Genomic DNA, 20135 nt, shown 5'->3' on the forward strand with positions numbered 1-20135 from the left:
TGACCAAAATCGCACTACACCGCACCCGCCTGCGGTTTTCATATCACTAAAATTTTTCAGTTGTGATTTTTTACAAACGATACCACCAGCCCGCGCCCGTTCTGGGGATGCTCTGCGAGACAGGAACTGAAAAGAATGAAAAGAAATTCAGCTTTTTTCAGTTTTACTGTCCGTCGCATTTGTGGCCTGAATACATAACACTATGATATTAAATGGATAATTTATTTTAGGTGTGTAATTTTATGGAGGTTCGTGAAACACGAAAAATATAACAATATGAAAAATAATAATTTTATGTCCGCATAAACTGAAATCCTGTGTTCAGGTTCCGGGAACGGATCGGCCATTCCCGACGCATACTTTACCCATTCTTTTGCGCAGCCAGCAGCAACTTTAAAGCCTTTTCCCGCTCCTCGGGTGGAATGGCATCAATTAGCTCTTTAACCCTCCCCTGCCCATTCAGCGCGCTTGGACTAACGGAATGGGAGAAAGCAACATTCATCACAAACGAGTGACCGCACTCCACATTAGAGCAATAGCAGTACACATCGTACAGTTGTGGGTGTTTCCTGTTTGTTTTACCTATCCGCGCTACTGCCTGACATGTGGGGCAGTACATTCTCATCATCTTCATCGTTCTGTGCCCTATACTGTTGCCCGCCAGAAGAAGGGATTTGGATCCCTACCTCTTGTTCTGAACGTGTAACACTGGTAACACGTGTAACACTATTGATTTAAAAGGATTTAATCTGTTACCAGTTAGCAAAATCAAGAGGTAACGCGTGGTAACACACCATTTTTTGTTACCTCTGTTACCAGTCAGTATTTTTGACTGGTAACACTGAAGAACCGTATCAGTAGCGGGTGTTACCTCTGTTACCAGTGTTACCTCATAAAAATAAGACTCACGCGATAATTACTCAGGTTCGGCGCTTCCCAGTACCTGTGTATTGAACTGGTACACACGTTTAAGCCCTATTTCTGGCAGGCGAATGCTGTTTTGCGTCCGGCCATCTTCACCGGGTTTCAGCCAGCCCGCGTCCACACACAACCTGGCCACCTTACGCGAGTCAAATCCCTTACAGATCTCCTTCCAGCCTGACGGGAGAACGTAGAACGTCACAACCGGCTCTGTCACGTTGTCTCCTTTATCGACTTTTCTGAATCCCATCATTGAAACAGGCCGGTTCCTGTCGTCATTCCAGTCAGCAAACCGACTGAACTGATTACGCGTCATGAAGTCCCGTACCTGTTCAAGTGCCGCTTTATCTTCCTGATTAGCTGTATGGCCCCGGTCAGCCATCCATGCAGCCAGACAACTTTGAGCGGCACGAAAGGCCTCTCCCTCCGGCCATCCTGTGATGCCCGCTTTTGTGGCCAGCTCCCCGGCCATAGCAACCAGAGCAAAACGGGTTACAGCCCGGCCAACCTGATTCCCGGCATTTTCCGGCGTCAGCCTTCGGGTGTACTCTTTCAATAAGGCTTTCGCCTGGCTGGTCAGTTCCGGCAGATCAGCGGTCAGGCAATGCAGCCAGTCGCGGAATGGTGCACCATGATAATGCGCTACGTGCTGCTCAAGATGCTCAGCCAGGGTTTTCCCGCTACTGAAGCCATGAAGTTCTTCAAACACGCCATACTTGCCCGAATCGCTTGGGATCTGGATCATTCTGACCTCAACCCCGGCATACGTACGTTCCCCGGCGCTTGCCGCATGTTCTACCAGTGACAGTTCCCCGGTAGACAGAAACAACAGATTCCAGCGGTTGGTTTCCCTTACAGAACCATCTGTTCTGGCTCTGGCTTTGCCCTGCCCGTTAGCCAGCATATAAGCGATATTCCCCGCCTCCCTGCCGTCAACCTCCCGGATTTCATCCAGCATCAGCGTGGCATCATTGCGGCGGCTCGCCGTCCCTTCTAATGCATTCCCCGTCGCCCGCCACGTATGCCAGAAATCTGTTCCACCACATACCGATGCAGCCACTTTCATCGTCGTGGTTTTACCGTCTGTTGATTCCCCTTTGAGGTGATAACCTCCACCGCCGATACCAACCAGTTTCAGAAGGGGGGCAGCAAATGCCAGACTCACCGCAAAGGCAAGACGAGCATTATTTATGCAGTAACGACCTATATTTTCACGCCAGTCCTCTGATGTGCCGCTGACACGAAAATCACGCCCCTGCACGCTCGATGTTTGTAAGATGACTGACTGGGCCTCGCGCCCTATCACTTCATCCTGGAGAACGTAAACCCCGCCGTGCCAGCCCGTTTTATTCACACAGGTTACTTTTCTGTCCGGTTTACACAGCGAGATATATTCCATCAGGAATGCTCTGGCCATGCCGTTAATGTTGATGTAAGAAAGCCCGTTAACCAGCAGAACGCGGCGCAGCTCTTCCCCGCTGCCCCCCAGCATCTCCATCGGCATTGCCCATTTACGGCTGTTTCCGTTGGTATCTTCCCATTCCAGCAAACGCCCGTAATTACTCCCATCAGCATCACTGGTGATTGCCGTCACCCGCAACGGACTGGAAATTTTGATATTACGTATCTCCGTATCGCCATCAGACTTATTAACCAGCTTGTCGTACCACAAATATTCTTTTGTCAGCCGGAACCCTTCTGGTAAACGGGTCTGCCCTTTACCATGCAGCGTCATTTCTTCCCGAAAGGCATCTCTCGCCCGTTCTTTCCCCACTTCCTGCCGATAATCATCCCAGTCAGCCTTATGGCGTACCGGAGGGAGCGTTACCCAGCCATCCACCGCTTTGGCGGCTTTCTCTGCCTGAATACGCCCGGTGTTTTCTTTCCCGTCAGCCAGATCATTATCTCCGGCCAGAATGATCCGGGTTTCCGGCCAGCGTTTTCGGATCTGCTCCGTCACCTTCAGTAAATTGGTGGCAGCTACAGCCGCCACGATCCATCCTTCAGTCAGCAGACTGACGGTGAGCGCCGTGGCAAAACCCTCAGTGATAATCACCTGTTCAGGTGTTTCAGCGGGTATATCGGTCAGGGCAATGAATGCGCCAGACAGGTGGCTACCTGGCAGCAGACTTTTATCCCCGTCAGGATTGATAAGCTGACCACCGGTAATATTCCCGGAGATATCCGTCAACGGCAGCAGTAATGAACCGGAGGAAAATGTTATTCCGGCCAGATTCAAAGGTTGTGACAGCAAGGGAAGTGAATACCCGTGTAAGCCCTTGTTAGTCAGATAGACCGGCTCACCATTGCAGGACTGCTGTCTGAGTCTGGTATATCGCTCCGCACCCGCTTCTTTTCCTGTGGCCTTTTTCCTGGCGGGCAAAGCGGGCTTCTCCTGTATTTCTGGTAATGCAAGCGCCTCAGATACCATCCCGGCGGCTTCTTTTATCTTTCTTCCTGTCACCAGACGAACCAGATCAAGACCATCGCCATGACCGCACTGATTACAAAACCACGTCCCACGCCCCGCTTTATCGTCCAGTCGAAAGCGATCTTTGCCACCACATGCAGGGCAAGCCCCATGATGTCCTGCGGACGGTACTTTGATACCTAATGCTGACAGGATATAAGGCCAGCGCCCAATCGCAGCCCCGGAAATAGTGGATACAGACAGTGTTTTCACAGCAGCACCTCCTGACCTTCCGGCTTCACAAATTCAAAACCTTCGGGTAGTTCGCCATCAGGTGCACCGAAAATAATATCCCGGTAAACCTCACGCATCTCTGTGACACCAAAAACTGACAGGCGAATATTTTCTGACATAAAGCCCGGTTTAAGCATTTTTTCCAGTTTCTCTGCGGCCAGTATGCAACCAGCATCAGCCCCAAACTCATTCACCCACGGCATTTCAATATGATAAATAATATTGCTCACCACTTTTTCGTGGGTGAGTTCTATTCGTTCGCCATCTTCAATATAAACAGGTTCATTATGAACACGCGCCATTAAGGAAATGAATGCATCAGCAATGTAGTACCGTAAGACTGCTGTTCGTAAAGCATGCGTCTTTAAATTTTGATTATTATTCATCGCGCATCTCTCCCTTAATTGTGCTGGTTTCCTTAACAACGCCATCCAGTTGTTCGGCAATACAGGCCACTAAAGCCGCAGCGCCTTCCGCTGAAACCGTTCTCGCTCCATTAACTGTGGGAACGGACAGGACCTCTGCAAGAAACTCACTGGCCAGTGCCGCCCGTAACAGACGACTCTCACCCAGTTCGCTCAATATGCAGCCTTGCTTAAAATTCATGGATTTCATGCAACCACCTCCCCGGCACTTTTCACAGGGATACGGGCAGCAAAGCTCAGGATAAATTCAGTGGCAAGTTTAAGGCGTGCAGCATGCTCGCAGTCTGCGATTACACGCACAGGACGTGGACGGGCATCACGGTCTGTACGGCGAACAGCCAGAAAGACAAAGGTAAATTCAGGGTGAGATAAAGCAGGGACTGTAGCCATAATGGCAACCTCCTTCAGATAGCGGGTAACGCTACCACCGGAGTTCCTACGCTCATGGGTGGTAGCCCAGACGGGGGTAGGAATACCGGCTCTGAAGGATACCGGCCAGCCCGAAAGCTGCCCCGCCTGGACTACCATAATACTGATGATGTGGCGTAAAAAATAAAAAAATACAATCAGCCACCACACCATAAATTTTAGGTGAGTCAAAGCTGCGACACAAAAAAACACGCCTGGCGCGTGTAGTATCGCCTTCAGATAACACGGGTTCCTACGCCCGGCTGCCGATTTTGCGGCAACCTTTAAACTATATCCCGTGCATTCCTGGTGAGGCAAGAAATTTATAACCGAAAACTGATCATTGCCTGGATTAATTAACGCTGGCATGCTTAAGCCTCTGCTTAAAAATAGTTCTTCATTTTTTCCTGATGCTGTAAACGAGACCCGCCTCTGAGCGGGTCTTTCTGTCGCTAAGTCAATCCGCAAACGTCAGAGCGCTCTCATCGACAGCCGCGTACAGTTCTGGTTCACCGAGTGCATAACCTTCATTGCGCAGGTAGGAATGTACGTATTCACTGTTTTCATCATCAAACTCAGCACGAAACCAGCGTGTTATCGCCTGGGTGTAAATATGCAGATTATCCAGCGTCGTTACTGCCAGACGCTTACCCGGCATAAACGGGGGAATAAACGCAAAGCGGCCAGCAACAGAACTTGTAGCCATCTGCGCAGCATTCACATCAGCCGGGCGGTCTGCGGCATTAAATAACTTCAGGCGTTGATGTGCTGCCAGCTCTGCCCCAACCAGTACAACCAGGCGGAGATCTTCACGAAACTGCTCAGCAATAAGCTCAGTAATCAGATGGTTGGCCAGAGAATCAATATTTTTCCAGGTGCCAGTCTCTCCCAGAGTGACAGGCTCAGAGATGATTTGCTTCCCGTTTCCGTAGGCTTTCGCCAGTGCATGCCAGCCAATATTGACATCCTCGCCTTTTTTATTGATTTCCGGGTTTGTAGTATTTGCAATCGACACACCATTGAAACCGACCCGCAGCATGTCCAGCGCATATGCCTGAGCAAAAAAGCTCTCAACCGTTTTCTCAAACTCATCCGGCACACCGGTATGGTAAATATGAGACATATCGGAATAGCTGATCCGGGCGCAGGTATCCGTCTCTGTCAGAAAGAACTCCGTACCATTGATTGCCATTTTTTTGTGGAAACGGCCACCATCCACACGTCCGGTATGCAGTTCACTGGCACCAATATTGACGGCATTACCTGACACGGCGTTAACATCACGTAGGGTGATATTTTTAATAAGCCACCCGGATTCCAGAATTGAGGTACGCAGTATATTTTCAGTGGTTTCGCTTAATGCAAAGCGTCTGTTTGATTCCTCCTGATAGTTAGTGCCAGTGACGAATTTATTATGATAACGACGTGCTGCGTCCGGCCTTTCAGTTTTGAAGGCATACATAGTTTTTCACCTTTAATAGTATTTAAGAAAAGATTTTATTTTTGTACTCAGTAACCCGATTGTGTTTCATTACATGCTCAACGTAATCCCGATCACTTACGACTGAACGTAATACATGATTATCTGCTCGATAGTACTCCCTGTAAGCCATAGTTCTTGCCATTCCACCGTTATTTAATACATAACGATCAGTTGGAACGCTACAACGGCTAATAATTTCATTAACAGAATCAGACAAGGATTTGAGTGCATCTGTAATAAATTTAATATCACGAACAACGTCACCGTCATTAAACACAGAAATAAAATCAGCAGGGATCTGGCCGGATTGAGGAAATATGCTCAGTAAACGCTTCTCAACTCCCTTACCTATGTAGTTAACTTCATCGGCCAGTATGCCCGGTAAAAGCTTGATTGTGCTCAGTCGGCTATGTTGCTCATTCAGCCGGGAAACAGCCAGATGGTAACACCGTTCAGCATCCGCTCGTTCAGCATGCCCCGTTTTATTCGTTTTGGCTTCAGCAATGCTACTGACGCCGTTTTTTGAGAATGTGCTTTTCCATGCAACTTCCGCATTTGTCACTTCACGCTGCCGGAAAGATAACTCTTCCTCTTCCTGACGACACAACTGGGCATAACGGCTTAGGAGCAGGTTGATCTCATTCGCCACAGCTTCCGTATCAGGTACTGTTAACCCCGTAAGTGAATACAGCTTTTCACCTTTAGCGCGCAGCTTATTCAGTGAATAGATTTCGATAATACGCACAATACAGGCTATGTCGCTATGAGTTTCTTTAAATGGGCTTACTTTGTAACTGTCTAACACCGACACATGTTCGTTCTTAATTGATGCCAGTTTTTTCTTAAAAACATTGTCAATCATATAATTGCCACCTCAATTTAGGAGTTTAATTTTCTATTGAGAATATTCTTCTCTATCCATTCATTAACTTCATGCTCCACCCATGCAACAGAACGAGAACCGATAGAAACTTGGTTCGGAAATTCATCATTCTTTATCTTTAGATAAATTGTTGACTTGGGTAAGCCAGTCAAATTAATCACTTCTGATATTCTCAGAAGTCTATAGTTTTTTTGGGGTGCGTTTTCCCGAGGCAATAAGCTCATGGCTATGTCCTTCACATTAGATATTTATACTAAGACTTAATTAGTCTCTATTGGGTGTATATATACTTGCACAGAAGAATTAATACGTAAAGAATGACACTTTCAAACTTATTCAAATAATTTGAATGGTGAATAATGGTGAATAATAGTGAATGTTAGGGAATATTACTGAGTGACAACCTTTGCCAGTGCTTGTTAGTCCCTGATAATAATGAAATTTGATGAACAATATATGTAACAATTTGTAAATAAAAGGCTACATTGGCTGGGCTGGGCTGGGCTGGGCTGGGCTGGGCTGGGCTGGGGAAAATACACCTAGTCCATAAAAAGCACTAATTTTTTCTTATGTGTATAACTAAGTGTATAGGATTTTAATTCCAGTATTTATATATTCATAAAAATCAACTCATTAACTCATCAATCACATTCCTGCAGGGCATTCCGAACGCTTACATCCCCTGCTAAATAATCCTACGAAACCCGTACCACGCAAGGCTTAGAGCCGAAATCAGTATCCAACCATTTCCAGCCAATAGCTTTCGCAGCCACGAACAAAAGTATCTCTTTTCGTTACTCTCACACGGTCAGAACGTCGGGAGAGATATCTATGGCCTTAACTAATATTCAGATTAAAAATGCAGATCCCGACGAGACGGACTACACCCTTTCAGATGGGTCAGGATTATTCATTACCATAAAACCTCAAGGTTCCAGGCTCTGACGCTTCCGTTACCGACAGGATCAACTGTTCTTTTTTGCTGACGATATAGCTCGGTAACTCCCCATGAAAACTGCTGGTAAGCAGTTCTTAAAGAGAAGGTGAATTTCTGCGCGTGTAGACTTCGTTTTTCTGTTATGGATATGATAAATTCATTTCATCCTATCAGCCGCAGAAGTAATGTGCGCCTCCTGTTCAAGACTTGCGATTAAAGAGGCCCATATTGCTGTAATATATTCATTTAGCATCGCATCATTTAATGGTTCTTCCGCACACTGATTCTGAGCACAGAGATTCTCAATATAAAAGTCCAGTGAACGATAAAAATCTCCGACATTATATTCCAATGCAAATGCCAGCAGGTAACAGGCGCTAATCATTGCATATTGAGCAAATGTTCCTTCTTTAGCAGGGAAAGTGTCCGTATCAGGAACTCTCCTTATACAGGCATCCCGTAAATGGCATAAGGATGAAGCAGGCAATCCAGAAGCCGAAGTTAACTTCAACGCATTAATCATATTTTCATAAAACGGGAGAAGCTTCTCATTATAAATACCATCAAAGTGCGCAACACAATTACTTAGATCACGCAAAACTAAAACACCCAGCATTAACTTTCGGTGAAAATCGAGTTTCTCGATATCTTCAGCATACTTACCAAAATAGTGATTGCTATACATTTCAACTTCCTGACTATATGATGATTCGTTAAGAGTAAGTTACCGTGTCGGCTTACAATAATAGCACTGAGAGACATTGCCCCTTTCTATTCTGGTAACGGGCGCCCTGTCGCGTTCCATGCGCTGATAAAATCGTTAATATTAAAATCGATTTCTTCCTCTTCCAGCACATCCAGTATGTCATGGTAAGAATGTTGACTCATACCGGGTTCCTGAAGCCAGCGAAGTAATCCTTGCTGATTAAGGCCCTCCGATGCTACGCGAATTTCACTTCGCAATGAAGACTGCATGTGCGCACGCGTGGTGTGACTGAGCCCCTGCCGCAAAGCTGCTCGTTTACCTGAGGTCGTAGGCATGGCGTAGTCAGTATTCTTTTGTTTAGACTCTTTTATCCACTGACTTATCTTGGTTTTTGAAGTTTTGAGTTTTTTTGCAATTTCATTCTGGCTAATCCCCTCCAGGGACATTGCTAATGCCTTAGCTTTCCTTGGATCACCTGCTTTACGTTTTTTCTGTTTCTCCACCCAGATTTTATGTTCTGGCCATGAAACCATAGTACTTTTATTAACTCCGGTCTGCCTCCCAATATCGGTGAGAGATAAATCACCTTCGACTAAAAGGCGTCTTGCTTTGGCTACATTATTTGCTTTTGTCGAAGATTCTGCCTTCATGGTTTTAGCGAACTGGCGTTCTTCCTCGGTATAAGACTTTCCGGTGCGTTGGCCTTTGCTAAGTTTATGTGAAAAAGGCCGACTGGTGGTGACATGATGCTTCAGCATCTTATGCTCGCATTCAAGACAAACATCCCGGGAGGGTTCAATGTGTTTTATTTTGCTGACCTTATTAACCAAAACGGCCTCGGCATGCCCGGCATCTTCCACAACAGTGATACGATGGCTACGTGCCCAGATTTTTAATTTCTGACAAACAGGATAGCTACTTGATGAAAGGTAATATTGATTGTTGTTATCCACCCCAATTGCTGTTGTTGTGCAGTCCCGAACAAAGGGATCCAGTTCGTCAATAGCTGAACTCAATAAGGCTTTCATTTTTATCTGAACAGATTGAACAGCATTACACTCCTTGCCGACCACCTGTTTTATTGTCGCAATTTGCTTCATCAGTACATTTTCTCTTTCAGAGACTGAGGCAGCAACATCATTTGTTTTTAAATTCTTAAGATCATGCTTCCAGTTATGCAATGTTCTTTCGGCAACCTGAGTCTCTTTTGCAATCGCTCTCACTGACCGCTTTTCAAGCAAGAGTTTCTTCGCTTTTTCTTTATCCTGTATCCTGGTTTCTTTTTGTTTCTCAGGCCTCCGGGCGCGATATTCGTCCATACGCCGCAAAGTGCCCGTTGGAATACCGGTTTTCCTTGATATCACGACAAGATCTTTATGGGTAACGATATCTTTATTACACATAAGTTGAGCGGCTTGTTGTCTCCCCTGGGTTTTCTCTGCTTTGGCCTGATTTTGTTCTTCTATAATTTTTCGGTAGATGGGCCATTTAGCGATACGGGAGCGAGGAATCCCGGTTTTCTGCTCAATAAGTCGGGCAGCTACGTTTAGTTTCACCAGACGTTCAGCCCACTGAGTATCGGTTTCTCCTGGTTTGCGTAATAACATGTCGCTGCTGATTTTTTCGTCCGATACTGCTGCTGGCAACGCTACTGGATGTTGCTCCAGAGTCGCGCTGCCAGCCGCCATCGTTTTTTTTACCTTACGCTGATAGGTTGCAGTCGTACCGTATTCAACCTTTCCAGCATCAAGCCGCAGGTAGCTGCCGCCGCCAATTAATGTAATTCGCTTCTTCCCGGTAATGGAAATATCACTTGCCGAACCCAGAGTCAGCTTCTTCTCTGCAAACAAGCTCATGCTGGCGTTTTGCGCCTGTACTTCTACTGGCCCCTCGCCGGATTTCAGGCTCAGTTGTCCGCTCCGGGTAAACACCCCCAGCTTATCCCCGGCAAGCGCTGTCATATTGCCCATCGCTCCGACACTGATATCACCTCCTGCGTTGACAGCAACATTCTTCGCGGCTGTCATTTGCAGATGCTCCCCGCTGGTCAGAGCCACTCCTTCAGGCGCCGAGAAAAGCACGGCTTCATTGAGCGGTTTCAGTCGTTGCTCAAACATCTGTATCTGGTTGTCGATATCCGCCTTCAGGGACTGCGCCTGCTCTGCCGCCATTCCCAGCTGTTGCAGATGCTGATTAAGCTGACCGATTTCCTTCAGCGCGGCGTCCCTGTCCAGCGCGTCACCCTGCGCCTTTGCCTGTGCATCCGCACTGACAAACAGCCCCTTCCCGGCGCGTATGGTTCCCCACTCATCGGTACGCAGCTCAGCTCCTTTGCCGCGAAGTTGTCGCTGGCTGTCCACCAGGTGCCCGCTGTTGAGCTGCGTCCTGCCATACTCCGTGGCGAGCTTGATGTGCTCCTCACCGCGCTTGTCTTCCATGCGTAATTTTGAGTTGGCCGGTGTCCGGAGGATGTTCCGGGTGTGATTGTCCCGGTTCACGAGGTCGGGATGTTCGGAGTCGTGCAGCGCATATGCTATGTACGGCAGGTCAATATCACCGTTGCTGTACGCTATCGCCACTTCTGTCCCGTCAGTGAGCGGCGTATGCCAGCCCAGCATTTTACCGGCAGTCGGCTTCGCCATTCGCAGCCACAAATAGCCGTAACCTGGCTCCGTATTTTCACGGTCGAAGTCCAGCTTCACCCGATAGCGCCCCTGATCATCCATATGGGCGTAAATGTCATTTTTTTCCCGGCTTTCAATCCGGGCCGGAAGCGTGCCGTGAATTTCCGGACGCGGGATTTCCGCCGGGCGGAAACAGTAACGCTCAGTGTAAGGCATTCCCCAAACAGACACGTGAAGACGGGAATCACGAGCCCCCTCGAAGGTCACCAGGGTGAGGATCATGCCTTCTTTCAGGTCGGCTATCACATTCCCCTGCGGCTCGAGTACCTGCCCGGGGGTGAGTTGGGCAGCGTTGCTGTACAGGTGGATGCGGGCTGATTTGTTGAGCTCCCGCTCGTGGTGGATGCGGGCATAAAAGGCGCCGGATTCGGTCTCCGGCTCCGGACTGGTGTCATCACCCGCGTCACGGTAAGGCGCTGCGTAGCGGTAATGCTCCCCGGTGGTGACAGCATCACTGCGCACGCTGACCGCCGCATCCATCGGCGTGGAAGCCTTGCTGTAGTTGTAGTCACGTGTCTTGACCTTACCGGTGACCACTTTATGCGTAGTACGAAAATCCCATACCGACTCTTCGGCGCCGTCATTCAAACCGGACGGTTCGCTATACGGCAGGCGCAAACCAAACCGGTAGCCAAGCTGGCTGTCAGCAAAAACGTACGTATCCAATGCACGGGCGTTATCCATCTCCGTGCGCCAGTATATCCCTACCTCAGAAAGAATACGCTGGATGAACTGCAAATCGCTTTCCCGCCATTGAGTTATCAGACGCCTATCCGGGTAGCCTCGTTCCAGCTGAAACTCGAAATCGGCCCCTTCCAGCCCATGTTCGCGAAGCACCTGTTCTACCACCTCCGGTACCGACTGGAACCGAAACAGGCGACACTGCCGGGTTTCCGACAGCAACGCCAGGCGGGAACTGAGTGTGAGACTGTAGTGAGACTGGTCTTCTGAGGTGGAGAGCCATTCCAGGTGGGTCACTATTCCATGGACATTTTTACCGCCACGCATCAGCAACGTCGCATATTTCATCAGTACCTGTTCCGGGGGAATGTTCTCCTGCGGTGTGGTGAATGCAATCTCCCACGAAAACGGCTCGCTCAGAGCTTCCCTGCCGCGAAAACGCAGAACATCCGGCTTTACCGGGCTGTCATTGATCATCAGGATATAGCGGTTTTGTCCGTCAAATAGCGCTGGCCAGTTATCCATCACGTCACTCCTTTACCGGCACGAGGCTGAGCCAGCCATCACCCAGTTCAATCGTACGGGGTGTGTCCGGGTCGAGCTCGTCACGGGTCAGCACCAGGCGCCAGCGGTTCTCCTTCTGATCCGGTCGATTAAACAGCCCCACCACCGCCACGAAGTGAGCGTCTTCATCCATAGGCATATTGAGCGTCACGCTGCCTTTGGGCATTACCAGCAGCTCTTTCGCCGCCAGCACATCCTCTTTAAGTACCGTATCGGCCTGGCGCAGCAACGTCTGGTAATCGGCGGCTTCAACCGCTTTACGATCCCTGAGTTGATAGACTCGCACCATTGTCGCCAGCGGCGTCTGTGCGCCATCGGCGTTTACGGCCGTGCGCGGAGTAAAATCCAGATGCAGCGTTTTAATTTTCTTGTAGAAGATGGAATTCGTGATGCTGACCGTACCGTCCGTGACGGTCTGCGTCAGACCGCAGCCAGCGAGCAGGCTACAGGCAATAAGTGTCAGCGCCCGCCAGCGGGTTACTGTTGTCATTCAAAAGTTCCTTTTGTGAGAGAGGGAGTACGTAATTATTCGAAGCGGTAATGTCCGTCTTCAGCGGGCGGGAGCGCAGAACATTGCAACCCTTCATAGCAGCCCAGACTGACGGTGAGACTCTCCCGGCTATTGCTGAATTTGCCTGCTTTCAGGCCCAGCAAACCGGTACGGCCCAACTGGATACGCCTGCCTTTGCCAAGTCGCGGCTCAGGCAACAACCGCACGGGTACGGTGAGGCTCAGTCGGGCGTCGCTACGGTAGCCGAGATAGACACGCAGCAGGACCAGCAAATCGGTATGGAGGACACCTCCGGGTAACCAACCTTCCGCCTCATCCGGGTCCGCTGTCTCCAGCGTCACCAGCACACGACTACATGATTCCTTTGCCGTTTTACCCAGCGTGGCCCGCTGCGAAAGACGGACGCAGTTTTCGGTGCCCAGCCCACTGCGATTTTCGATATGGACCTTAACCGGATCGGGTTCGGTGATGAATGCCCGGGTATTCGGTGCCAGCAGGCTTACCAGGGCCCGGATACCTTCGGCATTGCGTGTGGGCAAACGCATGGTGCCCAGCAGGGCCAGGAAACGGGAAACCGGTGTCGCCACCTGTTCCGCCGTGCCTGGTATACCGAGTCCCACCAGCCCCAGCAGACACTGTGATGTGGCATCGCGGCCACCCGCCTCGAACGTCGCCGGATACGCGTATTTTCGCCAGATCCGGTAATACTGCGTGGTGATGCGGTGGCTGAAAATATCCAGAAATGAGGTGACAGCCTCGTGTCCTTCGCGGCGCTGCGCAATATCATCCAGCCAGGACGTCGGCAGAGGGGAGTCCACCCCATACATCCCGAGAAATGTCGTGCGGACCGTTGGGGGTAATGTCGGATGGTCTTCGTCGGTCTCCACCGCTTTGAGGGTACTGACCGGGAAACCCATACCAGGCCAGGGTCTGAATCGTACCGGATCATCGCCCGGATGGCTGGTGGCGCCCAGTTTTGGCGCGTCCGGATTTTCCTGTTCCAGCAGCTGGCAGAAACGATAGAAATTGGCCCGCCAGATGTCTTTGTTAAGGGCCTGCGTCAGCCCGGTACGTGCTGGCTGTGATTCTCGCGCCATCTCAGTCGTTTCCCTGTCGGTTGCAGTACCAGCGTGAGCTGGTTAAAAAGGTGAATATCGGCATAGAGCGCGAAGAACCGGTGCAGCATCTCGCCGAAGAGGTTTACATCGCCCTCGCCTGCAAAATTATCCATGTTCAGCGTGACCTCTATGTCCACGCCCCGAAGCATAAAGCCCTTCTCAAAACGGCGGATCAGGGTGTGCTTCACGGCAACAATTGCTTCAAGCCGACGTCGGTTCATTTCATCGTCGGTCCAGTCATAGAGCGCCAGCGTGCCCCGCAGAACCTCCGGATTGTCCATCATGCTGAGGAAGTTTGAACCAAGGTGGCTCATCACCCGCCAGTGAAAACGGTCGTTTGCCGGGGGATATAGCGCCGAATTTCATCGTTTCGGAAGCGGTCAGTACCGAGCCGCCGTAAGTGGTTTTATCGCCTTTGCGGATTATTTGAAGCATAAATTTACCTCATATCTGTGAATTCCCTGGAAAGGTGCCTATGCCTTACATTTGCAATATGCGTTTCTTACCAAGTGCTTTTAAAGTCAATTTGTCTCAATGAGGCCAACTCAACCCAGTCTGTAACTGTAGTTCCTGACTTTGTTTGATAAGAAACTTGGGTGTATTTGCCCTGTATTTCTAATCGTTTAACATAATCTCCAGACAATGAAAGTATTTGTTTTTTCATGCCAGAATCAGTTTTCTCATAAAAGCACACACGTCTCTTACTTTGAACCAGATAAACAACCTCACCTGAAAGACAATATTTTTGAGCTTTTTCGTATTCATTGTTATAGGTCAGCTTTATTGGTTTTTCTGGATCAATAGTTGTGTTAAGCAACTCTGACTTGATTTTTTCAAATAAAACCCATCCAATTATGCCTGAACCATCGGTATCAACCACTAATTTTACTCTTATGATTGAATTGTCCTCTTCATCAATTATTAAGTTTACTTCTTTGGTTTTTAAATTCCACTCATTAAAAGAATAGTTACTGCTTCTCACTAATTCAGTAAAATATGAGTGGCACTTTTCCGGGATTGCAGCAAACGACATAGACAACGGCAACAACGAAAGTAAGAGAACCGTCAATCTTTATAAGACTTGATTTACTCTCCCCTTTGATTTCATAGACAAAAGCATGCCTCACTTTCGAAATGGTAATTCTATGATGTTCTTGCTCTGTAGGATTTCGTGAGTGCCAACCCGCCCAATTACCTCCACTCTAGCGTATATAACCAATTTTATATTGCATCGTAACTGATACTGAGGGAAATATAATAGCCAACATGCTTTTTTAGATTTTCAGCAAGTTGGAATTCAGCACCCCTCATTAGAAGATGTTTATAGTACTAGCTAGTCTGTATCATATTCTTCACCGTTCCAGCGAAGGATATACTTTGGTCCACATAATATGTCTTTCATTCCATTATGACGTTCCTTGGATACACCTAGAGAAGTACACATATATGAACCATCGATAGACTTACCATCATGCATTTTTATCTGGAATGTTAATATTGGAGAGTTGTCCAGACTAGACATGCAATCTGACTGAGCACAAGTGCCAGGTGGTGTCGTACTTGAAAAAGTATATTCAATAGTATCTTGGTATCCATCACTATTCAGATCAACATTTACAGTACCCGTTCGCCCATCCTGAAAACCTGTGTCCTTGAGCTTGTCGGCATTGACTAATACATCCTTGCTATGAGCACAATATGCTGAAGTTGATATAACTAACAAACATAATGCTGTTGTAACGTGTTGTAATATTGCTGCCATATTACCCTGTCTCAGGAATGCCTGGTTTGTAATATACTCTAATGTTTTCTGCTATTTCATTTTTTGTGATCTTACCATCATTATTTCTGTCGTGATATAGGTTCTTACTATAGTAGTCCCCGTCACTTCTTTGATAAACAATATCATTTGGCCCAAGCAATATCGTTTTAGGTCTGAATATCGAATAATAAACATCCTCAAGAGTCCATTGTTGTGTTGGAACTCCGACATTGCCCGCCTGCATTTTAAAGTATCTCTTGACATATTCCATTTGTTCTACGTGGTCCATTGCTCGGAGTTGCCGTGTTGACGTTCCTAGATCTTTGGCCGTATCGTCCATAAACTGAATTAGCCCCGTTGCAGATGAACCTGGTTTTTTAATATCTGTTCTAAATGTTTTTCCTGTTTCTAGTACGATACAAGCCATAATGTAGTTCGGGTCAATACCTAACTCCCTGGAAACATCTAATAACCTGGTCCTAAAAGCATCTGCTATAATTAAATCAAATTTTTCTGTGAATTTTTTCATCCATATAATTTATATCTTTTTTAATAAATGAACCTGAAAACATAATCGGATGCATATGCCACAACGAAGGCCCAAGCTTCTGAGTTGTGACATCCTGCATCCAGGCTATTTTATCGAGAAAATCTTCTCTGTACTTATTCCATTCGGGGCTTCTTTCTTGAGAGCATTAAGGAAAGGTTGCCAGATAGCTTATTTACAATGACTAATTCTGCTAATTCTGTTGAGTAAGGAAACGTTGTTGGAGCATTGTAGGTCTTTTATTGCTGATGACCACGGTAAAAGTAAATACACAATAGAGTCGACTTTGTTAGTAGCGTTAAATGAGAAAGTCAAATCCATGTCAACATATTGGAAAATCAACGTTTTAACCCCACTATTCTGAATATCAGTAATACCATCATAGCCATATTTTTGCAAAACCAAATGCAAGTCATCGCCAATCTTGATGCCCCTGTTCGTTTCATATTTTCCTGAATATATATTTATCTGCGACACGGACTCTTCTGCATTATTACGCACTGAGTGGTTCAAATCAGACACATAGACTGACGCATCTCTATTGTACGGAAAATCAATGCCGAACACGGTGGCGTTATCATCACTACCTATCATATTAAGTTTGACTTCCTTCCCTGTTTTATCCAGCACTTCGCTTTTGACTATAGATACAGGCTGTCCGAGTGATATATTCACTTTGTCTAAGTTTACGATATAGTCACTTGCGTTTATAACCCCATCAGGATATTTGACGTCAAATATTTTTTCGCCTTTCACCCAACCATTGACAGTCGAACCTGATTTATTAATGTATGCAACATATTCAAAATCATTATGCCTTTTGAACGATATTAGTCTGTCATTATTGATAACAAATATTTTTGTTTTACACTTTTCTTCAGGTTGCGTGTAGAAATAAACCCTCTCAGTACTCTTAACTTGATTTATCTTTAGCGCTGTTTCGGTTTGGGGGACCATTGATTCAGGAGATGAAGAACAGCTCGAATCAGCAAAACATGAATACACAGTGAATAAAATAATAGCACTAACTATTGTTTTGATTTTCACGCTCACCTCGCATAAATTGGGCAATCGAAATAGATTGTATTGTCTGGGGATTTGACTGCCATCTTATATATGAGGCTGGCTTGCGTCTCTGCCCAGTTAATCGCAGTGGCGTATTGGTGCTCGCCAGGAGATTGTGGATTCCATCTCATTTTATAAAGTGTATCCTGACCTCGGGAGAAAAAATTCGTTGATGTGAATGCAGCTCCGCCTATAATTGCAGCTTCTGGAGTATCCCAATTATTTTGTGCTGCAAAACGAGTACCCTCTGAAACTGCCACCCCATCATAAGCCCCAACCCCATACATATTATAATAAGTCCGACCATTATAACGATTGCCAGTTGCAAGGATGCTGGTCCCATGTCCAGTTTCAACAATTGCATGAGCAACTAAATACATCTCGTTCACATTATTTTCTTTTGCAGCCTGAATAAAGGCATCCTCTTTACCATCTAATATCCCTTGACCTTTCAGAACTGATGCTAATGCTGACTCAGGAATTCCAATATAAGATGTTAAAATCATAAATTGGAACATGTTAGGGTTTTCAACTATTTCATAAGGTATTGGATCCAAATAAGATGATACCCTTTCTCTACTAACAGGAACAAACCCAAGGTTAGTACCAATCTGTGGTCCATGTAATGGGTTTTGGCTACCTAAAGCCATTTGTTTATCGAGAGCCGAATCAAGAGTAGAAGAATAATTCGTATATTTAATGATGTATCTTTGCCGTTGAAGTATGGTCCCCAAAAACATAATCGGATGCATATGCCACAGCGAAGGTCCCAGTTTCTCAGTTGTCACATCCTGCATCCAGGCCATTTTATCGAGAAAATCTTCGCTGTACTTCTTCCATTCTGGGGCATCTTTTTTCAGTGCATTCAGGAACGGTTGCCAAATAGCATCATCTTTTTTGAAATACCAGTCGCTGGGATGTTTTACTATTGTTTTCTGAATAACGTCGCTATAGTCGGGGTTATGGAGTGCTCTCAAGTATTCCATTGGAGAATAACGATCACTTCCGCTGTCAATTTTACCCAGCAGCCGCTGATAATTATGCTTCACCAGTGCATGGCTGGTTCGGGTATCATCGATCGCGGCCTGGTAAAGTGAGTTGATAAGACTACGGAAGAACCCAACAGGCTGATTCTTTCCATCAAGATAATCGAAGCTGGTAGGCTCTGCGGTTTCAGTTCTGAAACCCAGTTTGGTCAGATCATACTGTGACAAAAGCTGTGGTTCAGCCTGCCCTTTGAGGGCATAAGCATTTTCTGGTCGCAGTTGCCAGTATTCTTGTTTAGTCGTCTTATCTATTTCAGTTTGCACCTGACTCAGTGGCAGGATCCCGGTCACGGTAGTCGCTTTGGTATCTTTTGTGAAATTTCCGGTAGCGACATCTTTTTTATAGAGAGCAAGACCAGGTCCGTACTTCAGCCAAAGTGGATTCTTCTCTCCCACCTGTTCTGGGTTAGTCAGGAATTTCTCCAGATTATCATCCATGCTCGTGCATTCGATATGCACCTGATAACGCGCCTCATACCCACCATCTTTTGGTGCCTGATAATACCCCATGTGACCAACAGGGTCACCGGCGCTAATGGCATAGGGTGTTGGGCACACAGCCTCATCGAACTTCATTGTCTCCTTCGCTGGTGGCATAAGCTTTTGCCACCAGGAAGGCTGAGAGACACCGCTAGTACCCGGGGAAATATTGTCCTTATCAACCAATATCCAGTATTGCTGACCGGGTTTAAAGGATGTTTTCTTGCCTTTGTTCAGCGCATCCTCTGACAAACTGACAAATGTCACCAGGCCGTACTCACGGTTATTGAACGCAACAGTATGGAGACTTCCGTCAGACTTATTCCATTCTACAATTGCACCTTTAGGCATCGTGCCTTTTGAATAGCTGTCGCTGACATCTTTGTTCTTTGTGCTGGCAGACATCACCCACTCTGGATCGTAGGCTGAAAGTGAGTCCTGTAGCGTCCACTTTGTTTCTGCCGGATTGACGGTGTAAGCAGAATAAGGCGCCAGGTGCATATAAAGTGTATAGAAATGCAGCCCGCTGGATCCCGTTTCACCCGGTTGAATATAGTGTTTGACCAGAACAAATGAACCCGAAAAACTCAGCGGACCGGATTCCCAGCCAAGCGTCAGATAATCCCTGCAGACACGATAGGCAACCACTTCCCCGTCAGCCATACATCGCACCGCCTGCTCACCTTTAAAGGGAACTGGGAAATCTATCGTTTCAAGAGGAGATTTACCGCTAAGCGCACACCACGGGGTTGTGGCTTCGGTGATATGGATCCCGCCATGCCACATTCCGCTGCGGCCTATCGCATATTGCCCGGTAGACTCCCCCGCTAAATGGGCGAGAATATCTTCCAGGTTACTAAATTCCTTCCCCCGGTTGTTAGAGGGAATTGGCCAGACTATTTTGGGTATCACAGACATGATTCACACTCCCTGTCAGTCGCTAAACGATTTACAGACCACCTGCTTAAATTTCGTAACCGCCGTAATATCGAAAACCGGCAATAATGCTTCCACTGTTAACGAATCAGGTTCACCTTTAGTTGGACCAGAGTTCTCATCCTTTTCAAAAGCTATGTCTGCATTTACATAAGTATCTAAATTCATATAAATAAGCTGACTCCATTTTTATATTAAGGGCCTGCGTCAGCCCGGTACGTGCTGGCTGTGATTCTCGCGCCATCTCAGTCGTTTCCCTGTCGGTTGCAGTACC

Annotated in this window: 16 protein-coding genes and 3 pseudogenes; all 19 read right to left on the reverse strand. The window is 47.1% G+C overall.

Annotation, left to right across the window (positions count from 1 at the left end; all coding sequences use genetic code 11):
* Positions 1 to 361: 361 nt before the first annotated feature.
* Positions 362 to 634, reverse strand: a complete 273-nt coding sequence (locus OGV69_RS21420; protein WP_000783295.1) for an Ogr/Delta-like zinc finger protein — start codon at positions 632 to 634, stop codon at positions 362 to 364.
* 282 nt (positions 635 to 916) lie between these two features.
* Complete coding sequence (locus OGV69_RS21425) at positions 917 to 3604, reverse strand: DUF927 domain-containing protein (protein ID WP_069323368.1); 2688 nt, start codon at positions 3602 to 3604, stop codon at positions 917 to 919.
* A complete protein-coding gene (locus tag OGV69_RS21430) occupies positions 3601 to 4011 on the reverse strand; it encodes a DUF5375 family protein (protein WP_069323367.1) in 411 nt (136 codons plus the stop codon). Before OGV69_RS21430 ends, OGV69_RS21425 begins: the two co-directional genes overlap by 4 nt.
* On the reverse strand, positions 4004 to 4240 hold the full coding sequence (locus OGV69_RS21435; protein ID WP_000839712.1) for a hypothetical protein: 237 nt from the start codon (positions 4238 to 4240) through the stop codon (positions 4004 to 4006). Before OGV69_RS21435 ends, OGV69_RS21430 begins: the two co-directional genes overlap by 8 nt.
* A complete protein-coding gene (locus OGV69_RS21440) occupies positions 4237 to 4827 on the reverse strand; it encodes a host cell division inhibitor Icd-like protein (RefSeq protein ID WP_001111087.1) in 591 nt (196 codons plus the stop codon). Before OGV69_RS21440 ends, OGV69_RS21435 begins: the two co-directional genes overlap by 4 nt.
* Positions 4828 to 4915: 88 nt before the next feature.
* Positions 4916 to 5920, reverse strand: a complete 1005-nt coding sequence (locus OGV69_RS21445; RefSeq protein WP_069323366.1) for a P2 family phage major capsid protein — start codon at positions 5918 to 5920, stop codon at positions 4916 to 4918.
* A gap of 22 nt (positions 5921 to 5942) precedes the next feature.
* Positions 5943 to 6803, reverse strand: coding sequence for a hypothetical protein (locus OGV69_RS21450; protein WP_069323365.1), 861 nt, complete (start codon positions 6801 to 6803; stop codon positions 5943 to 5945).
* A gap of 17 nt (positions 6804 to 6820) precedes the next feature.
* Positions 6821 to 7048: a helix-turn-helix transcriptional regulator gene (locus OGV69_RS21455; protein ID WP_031602044.1), complete on the reverse strand. Its 228-nt coding sequence runs from the start codon at positions 7046 to 7048 to the stop codon at positions 6821 to 6823.
* Positions 7049 to 7918: 870 nt separating this feature from the next.
* Positions 7919 to 8446: a hypothetical protein gene (locus OGV69_RS21460; RefSeq protein WP_069325423.1), complete on the reverse strand. Its 528-nt coding sequence runs from the start codon at positions 8444 to 8446 to the stop codon at positions 7919 to 7921.
* Positions 8447 to 10137: 1691 nt separating this feature from the next.
* Positions 10138 to 12357 (reverse strand): annotated as a pseudogene (locus OGV69_RS21465) (type VI secretion system Vgr family protein); the annotation flags it as partial.
* 4 nt (positions 12358 to 12361) lie between these two features.
* Entirely contained in the window at positions 12362 to 12886 is a 525-nt protein-coding gene (gene tssJ / locus OGV69_RS21470; protein WP_069325424.1) for a type VI secretion system lipoprotein TssJ, read from the reverse strand.
* Positions 12887 to 12921: 35 nt separating this feature from the next.
* A complete protein-coding gene (tssG, locus tag OGV69_RS21475; protein WP_069325425.1) occupies positions 12922 to 14004 on the reverse strand; it encodes a type VI secretion system baseplate subunit TssG in 1083 nt (360 codons plus the stop codon).
* Positions 13968 to 14378 (reverse strand): annotated as a pseudogene (locus OGV69_RS21480) (type VI secretion system baseplate subunit TssF); the annotation flags it as partial. The gene tssG and the pseudogene OGV69_RS21480, both read right to left, overlap by 37 nt.
* A pseudogene (locus tag OGV69_RS21485) lies at positions 14359 to 14460 on the reverse strand (PAAR domain-containing protein); the annotation flags it as partial. The pseudogenes OGV69_RS21485 and OGV69_RS21480, both read right to left, overlap by 20 nt.
* A 67-nt stretch (positions 14461 to 14527) precedes the next feature.
* Positions 14528 to 15058, reverse strand: a complete 531-nt coding sequence (locus OGV69_RS21490; RefSeq protein WP_069325427.1) for a hypothetical protein — start codon at positions 15056 to 15058, stop codon at positions 14528 to 14530.
* Positions 15059 to 15358: 300 nt separating this feature from the next.
* Positions 15359 to 15787: a hypothetical protein gene (locus tag OGV69_RS21495; protein WP_141700260.1), complete on the reverse strand. Its 429-nt coding sequence runs from the start codon at positions 15785 to 15787 to the stop codon at positions 15359 to 15361.
* Between the two features lies 1 nt (position 15788).
* A complete protein-coding gene (locus OGV69_RS21500; RefSeq protein ID WP_069325428.1) occupies positions 15789 to 16316 on the reverse strand; it encodes a lysozyme family protein in 528 nt (175 codons plus the stop codon).
* A 189-nt stretch (positions 16317 to 16505) separates the two neighbouring features.
* A complete protein-coding gene (locus OGV69_RS21505; RefSeq protein ID WP_141700261.1) occupies positions 16506 to 17381 on the reverse strand; it encodes a hypothetical protein in 876 nt (291 codons plus the stop codon).
* A gap of 2 nt (positions 17382 to 17383) precedes the next feature.
* Entirely contained in the window at positions 17384 to 19843 is a 2460-nt protein-coding gene (locus OGV69_RS21510) for an N-acetylglucosaminidase (RefSeq protein ID WP_227409069.1), read from the reverse strand.
* Positions 19844 to 20135: the final 292 nt, after the last annotated feature.

Source organism: Citrobacter sp. Cc139, from assembly GCF_030334645.1.
Lineage (GTDB): Bacteria > Pseudomonadota > Gammaproteobacteria > Enterobacterales > Enterobacteriaceae > Citrobacter > Citrobacter werkmanii.

What these genes read in the sequence shown, in the direction of transcription:
- tssJ (WP_069325424.1), bottom strand. Translation starts at nt 12,886, where the DNA reads ATGACAACAGTAACCCGCTGGCGGGCGCTGACACTTATTGCCTGTAGC.
- OGV69_RS21435 (WP_000839712.1), bottom strand. Translation starts at nt 4,240, where the DNA reads ATGAAATCCATGAATTTTAAGCAAGGCTGCATATTGAGCGAACTGGGT.
- OGV69_RS21495 (WP_141700260.1), bottom strand. Translation starts at nt 15,787, where the DNA reads ATGGCAGCAATATTACAACACGTTACAACAGCATTATGTTTGTTAGTT.
- OGV69_RS21455 (WP_031602044.1), bottom strand. Translation starts at nt 7,048, where the DNA reads ATGAGCTTATTGCCTCGGGAAAACGCACCCCAAAAAAACTATAGACTT.
- OGV69_RS21430 (WP_069323367.1), bottom strand. Translation starts at nt 4,011, where the DNA reads ATGAATAATAATCAAAATTTAAAGACGCATGCTTTACGAACAGCAGTC.
- OGV69_RS21445 (WP_069323366.1), bottom strand. Translation starts at nt 5,920, where the DNA reads ATGTATGCCTTCAAAACTGAAAGGCCGGACGCAGCACGTCGTTATCAT.
- OGV69_RS21440 (WP_001111087.1), bottom strand. Translation starts at nt 4,827, where the DNA reads ATGCCAGCGTTAATTAATCCAGGCAATGATCAGTTTTCGGTTATAAAT.
- OGV69_RS21420 (WP_000783295.1), bottom strand. Translation starts at nt 634, where the DNA reads ATGAAGATGATGAGAATGTACTGCCCCACATGTCAGGCAGTAGCGCGG.
- OGV69_RS21450 (WP_069323365.1), bottom strand. Translation starts at nt 6,803, where the DNA reads ATGATTGACAATGTTTTTAAGAAAAAACTGGCATCAATTAAGAACGAA.
- OGV69_RS21500 (WP_069325428.1), bottom strand. Translation starts at nt 16,316, where the DNA reads ATGAAAAAATTCACAGAAAAATTTGATTTAATTATAGCAGATGCTTTT.
- tssG (WP_069325425.1), bottom strand. Translation starts at nt 14,004, where the DNA reads ATGGCGCGAGAATCACAGCCAGCACGTACCGGGCTGACGCAGGCCCTT.
- OGV69_RS21460 (WP_069325423.1), bottom strand. Translation starts at nt 8,446, where the DNA reads ATGTATAGCAATCACTATTTTGGTAAGTATGCTGAAGATATCGAGAAA.
- OGV69_RS21510 (WP_227409069.1), bottom strand. Translation starts at nt 19,843, where the DNA reads ATGTCTGTGATACCCAAAATAGTCTGGCCAATTCCCTCTAACAACCGG.
- OGV69_RS21490 (WP_069325427.1), bottom strand. Translation starts at nt 15,058, where the DNA reads ATGTCGTTTGCTGCAATCCCGGAAAAGTGCCACTCATATTTTACTGAA.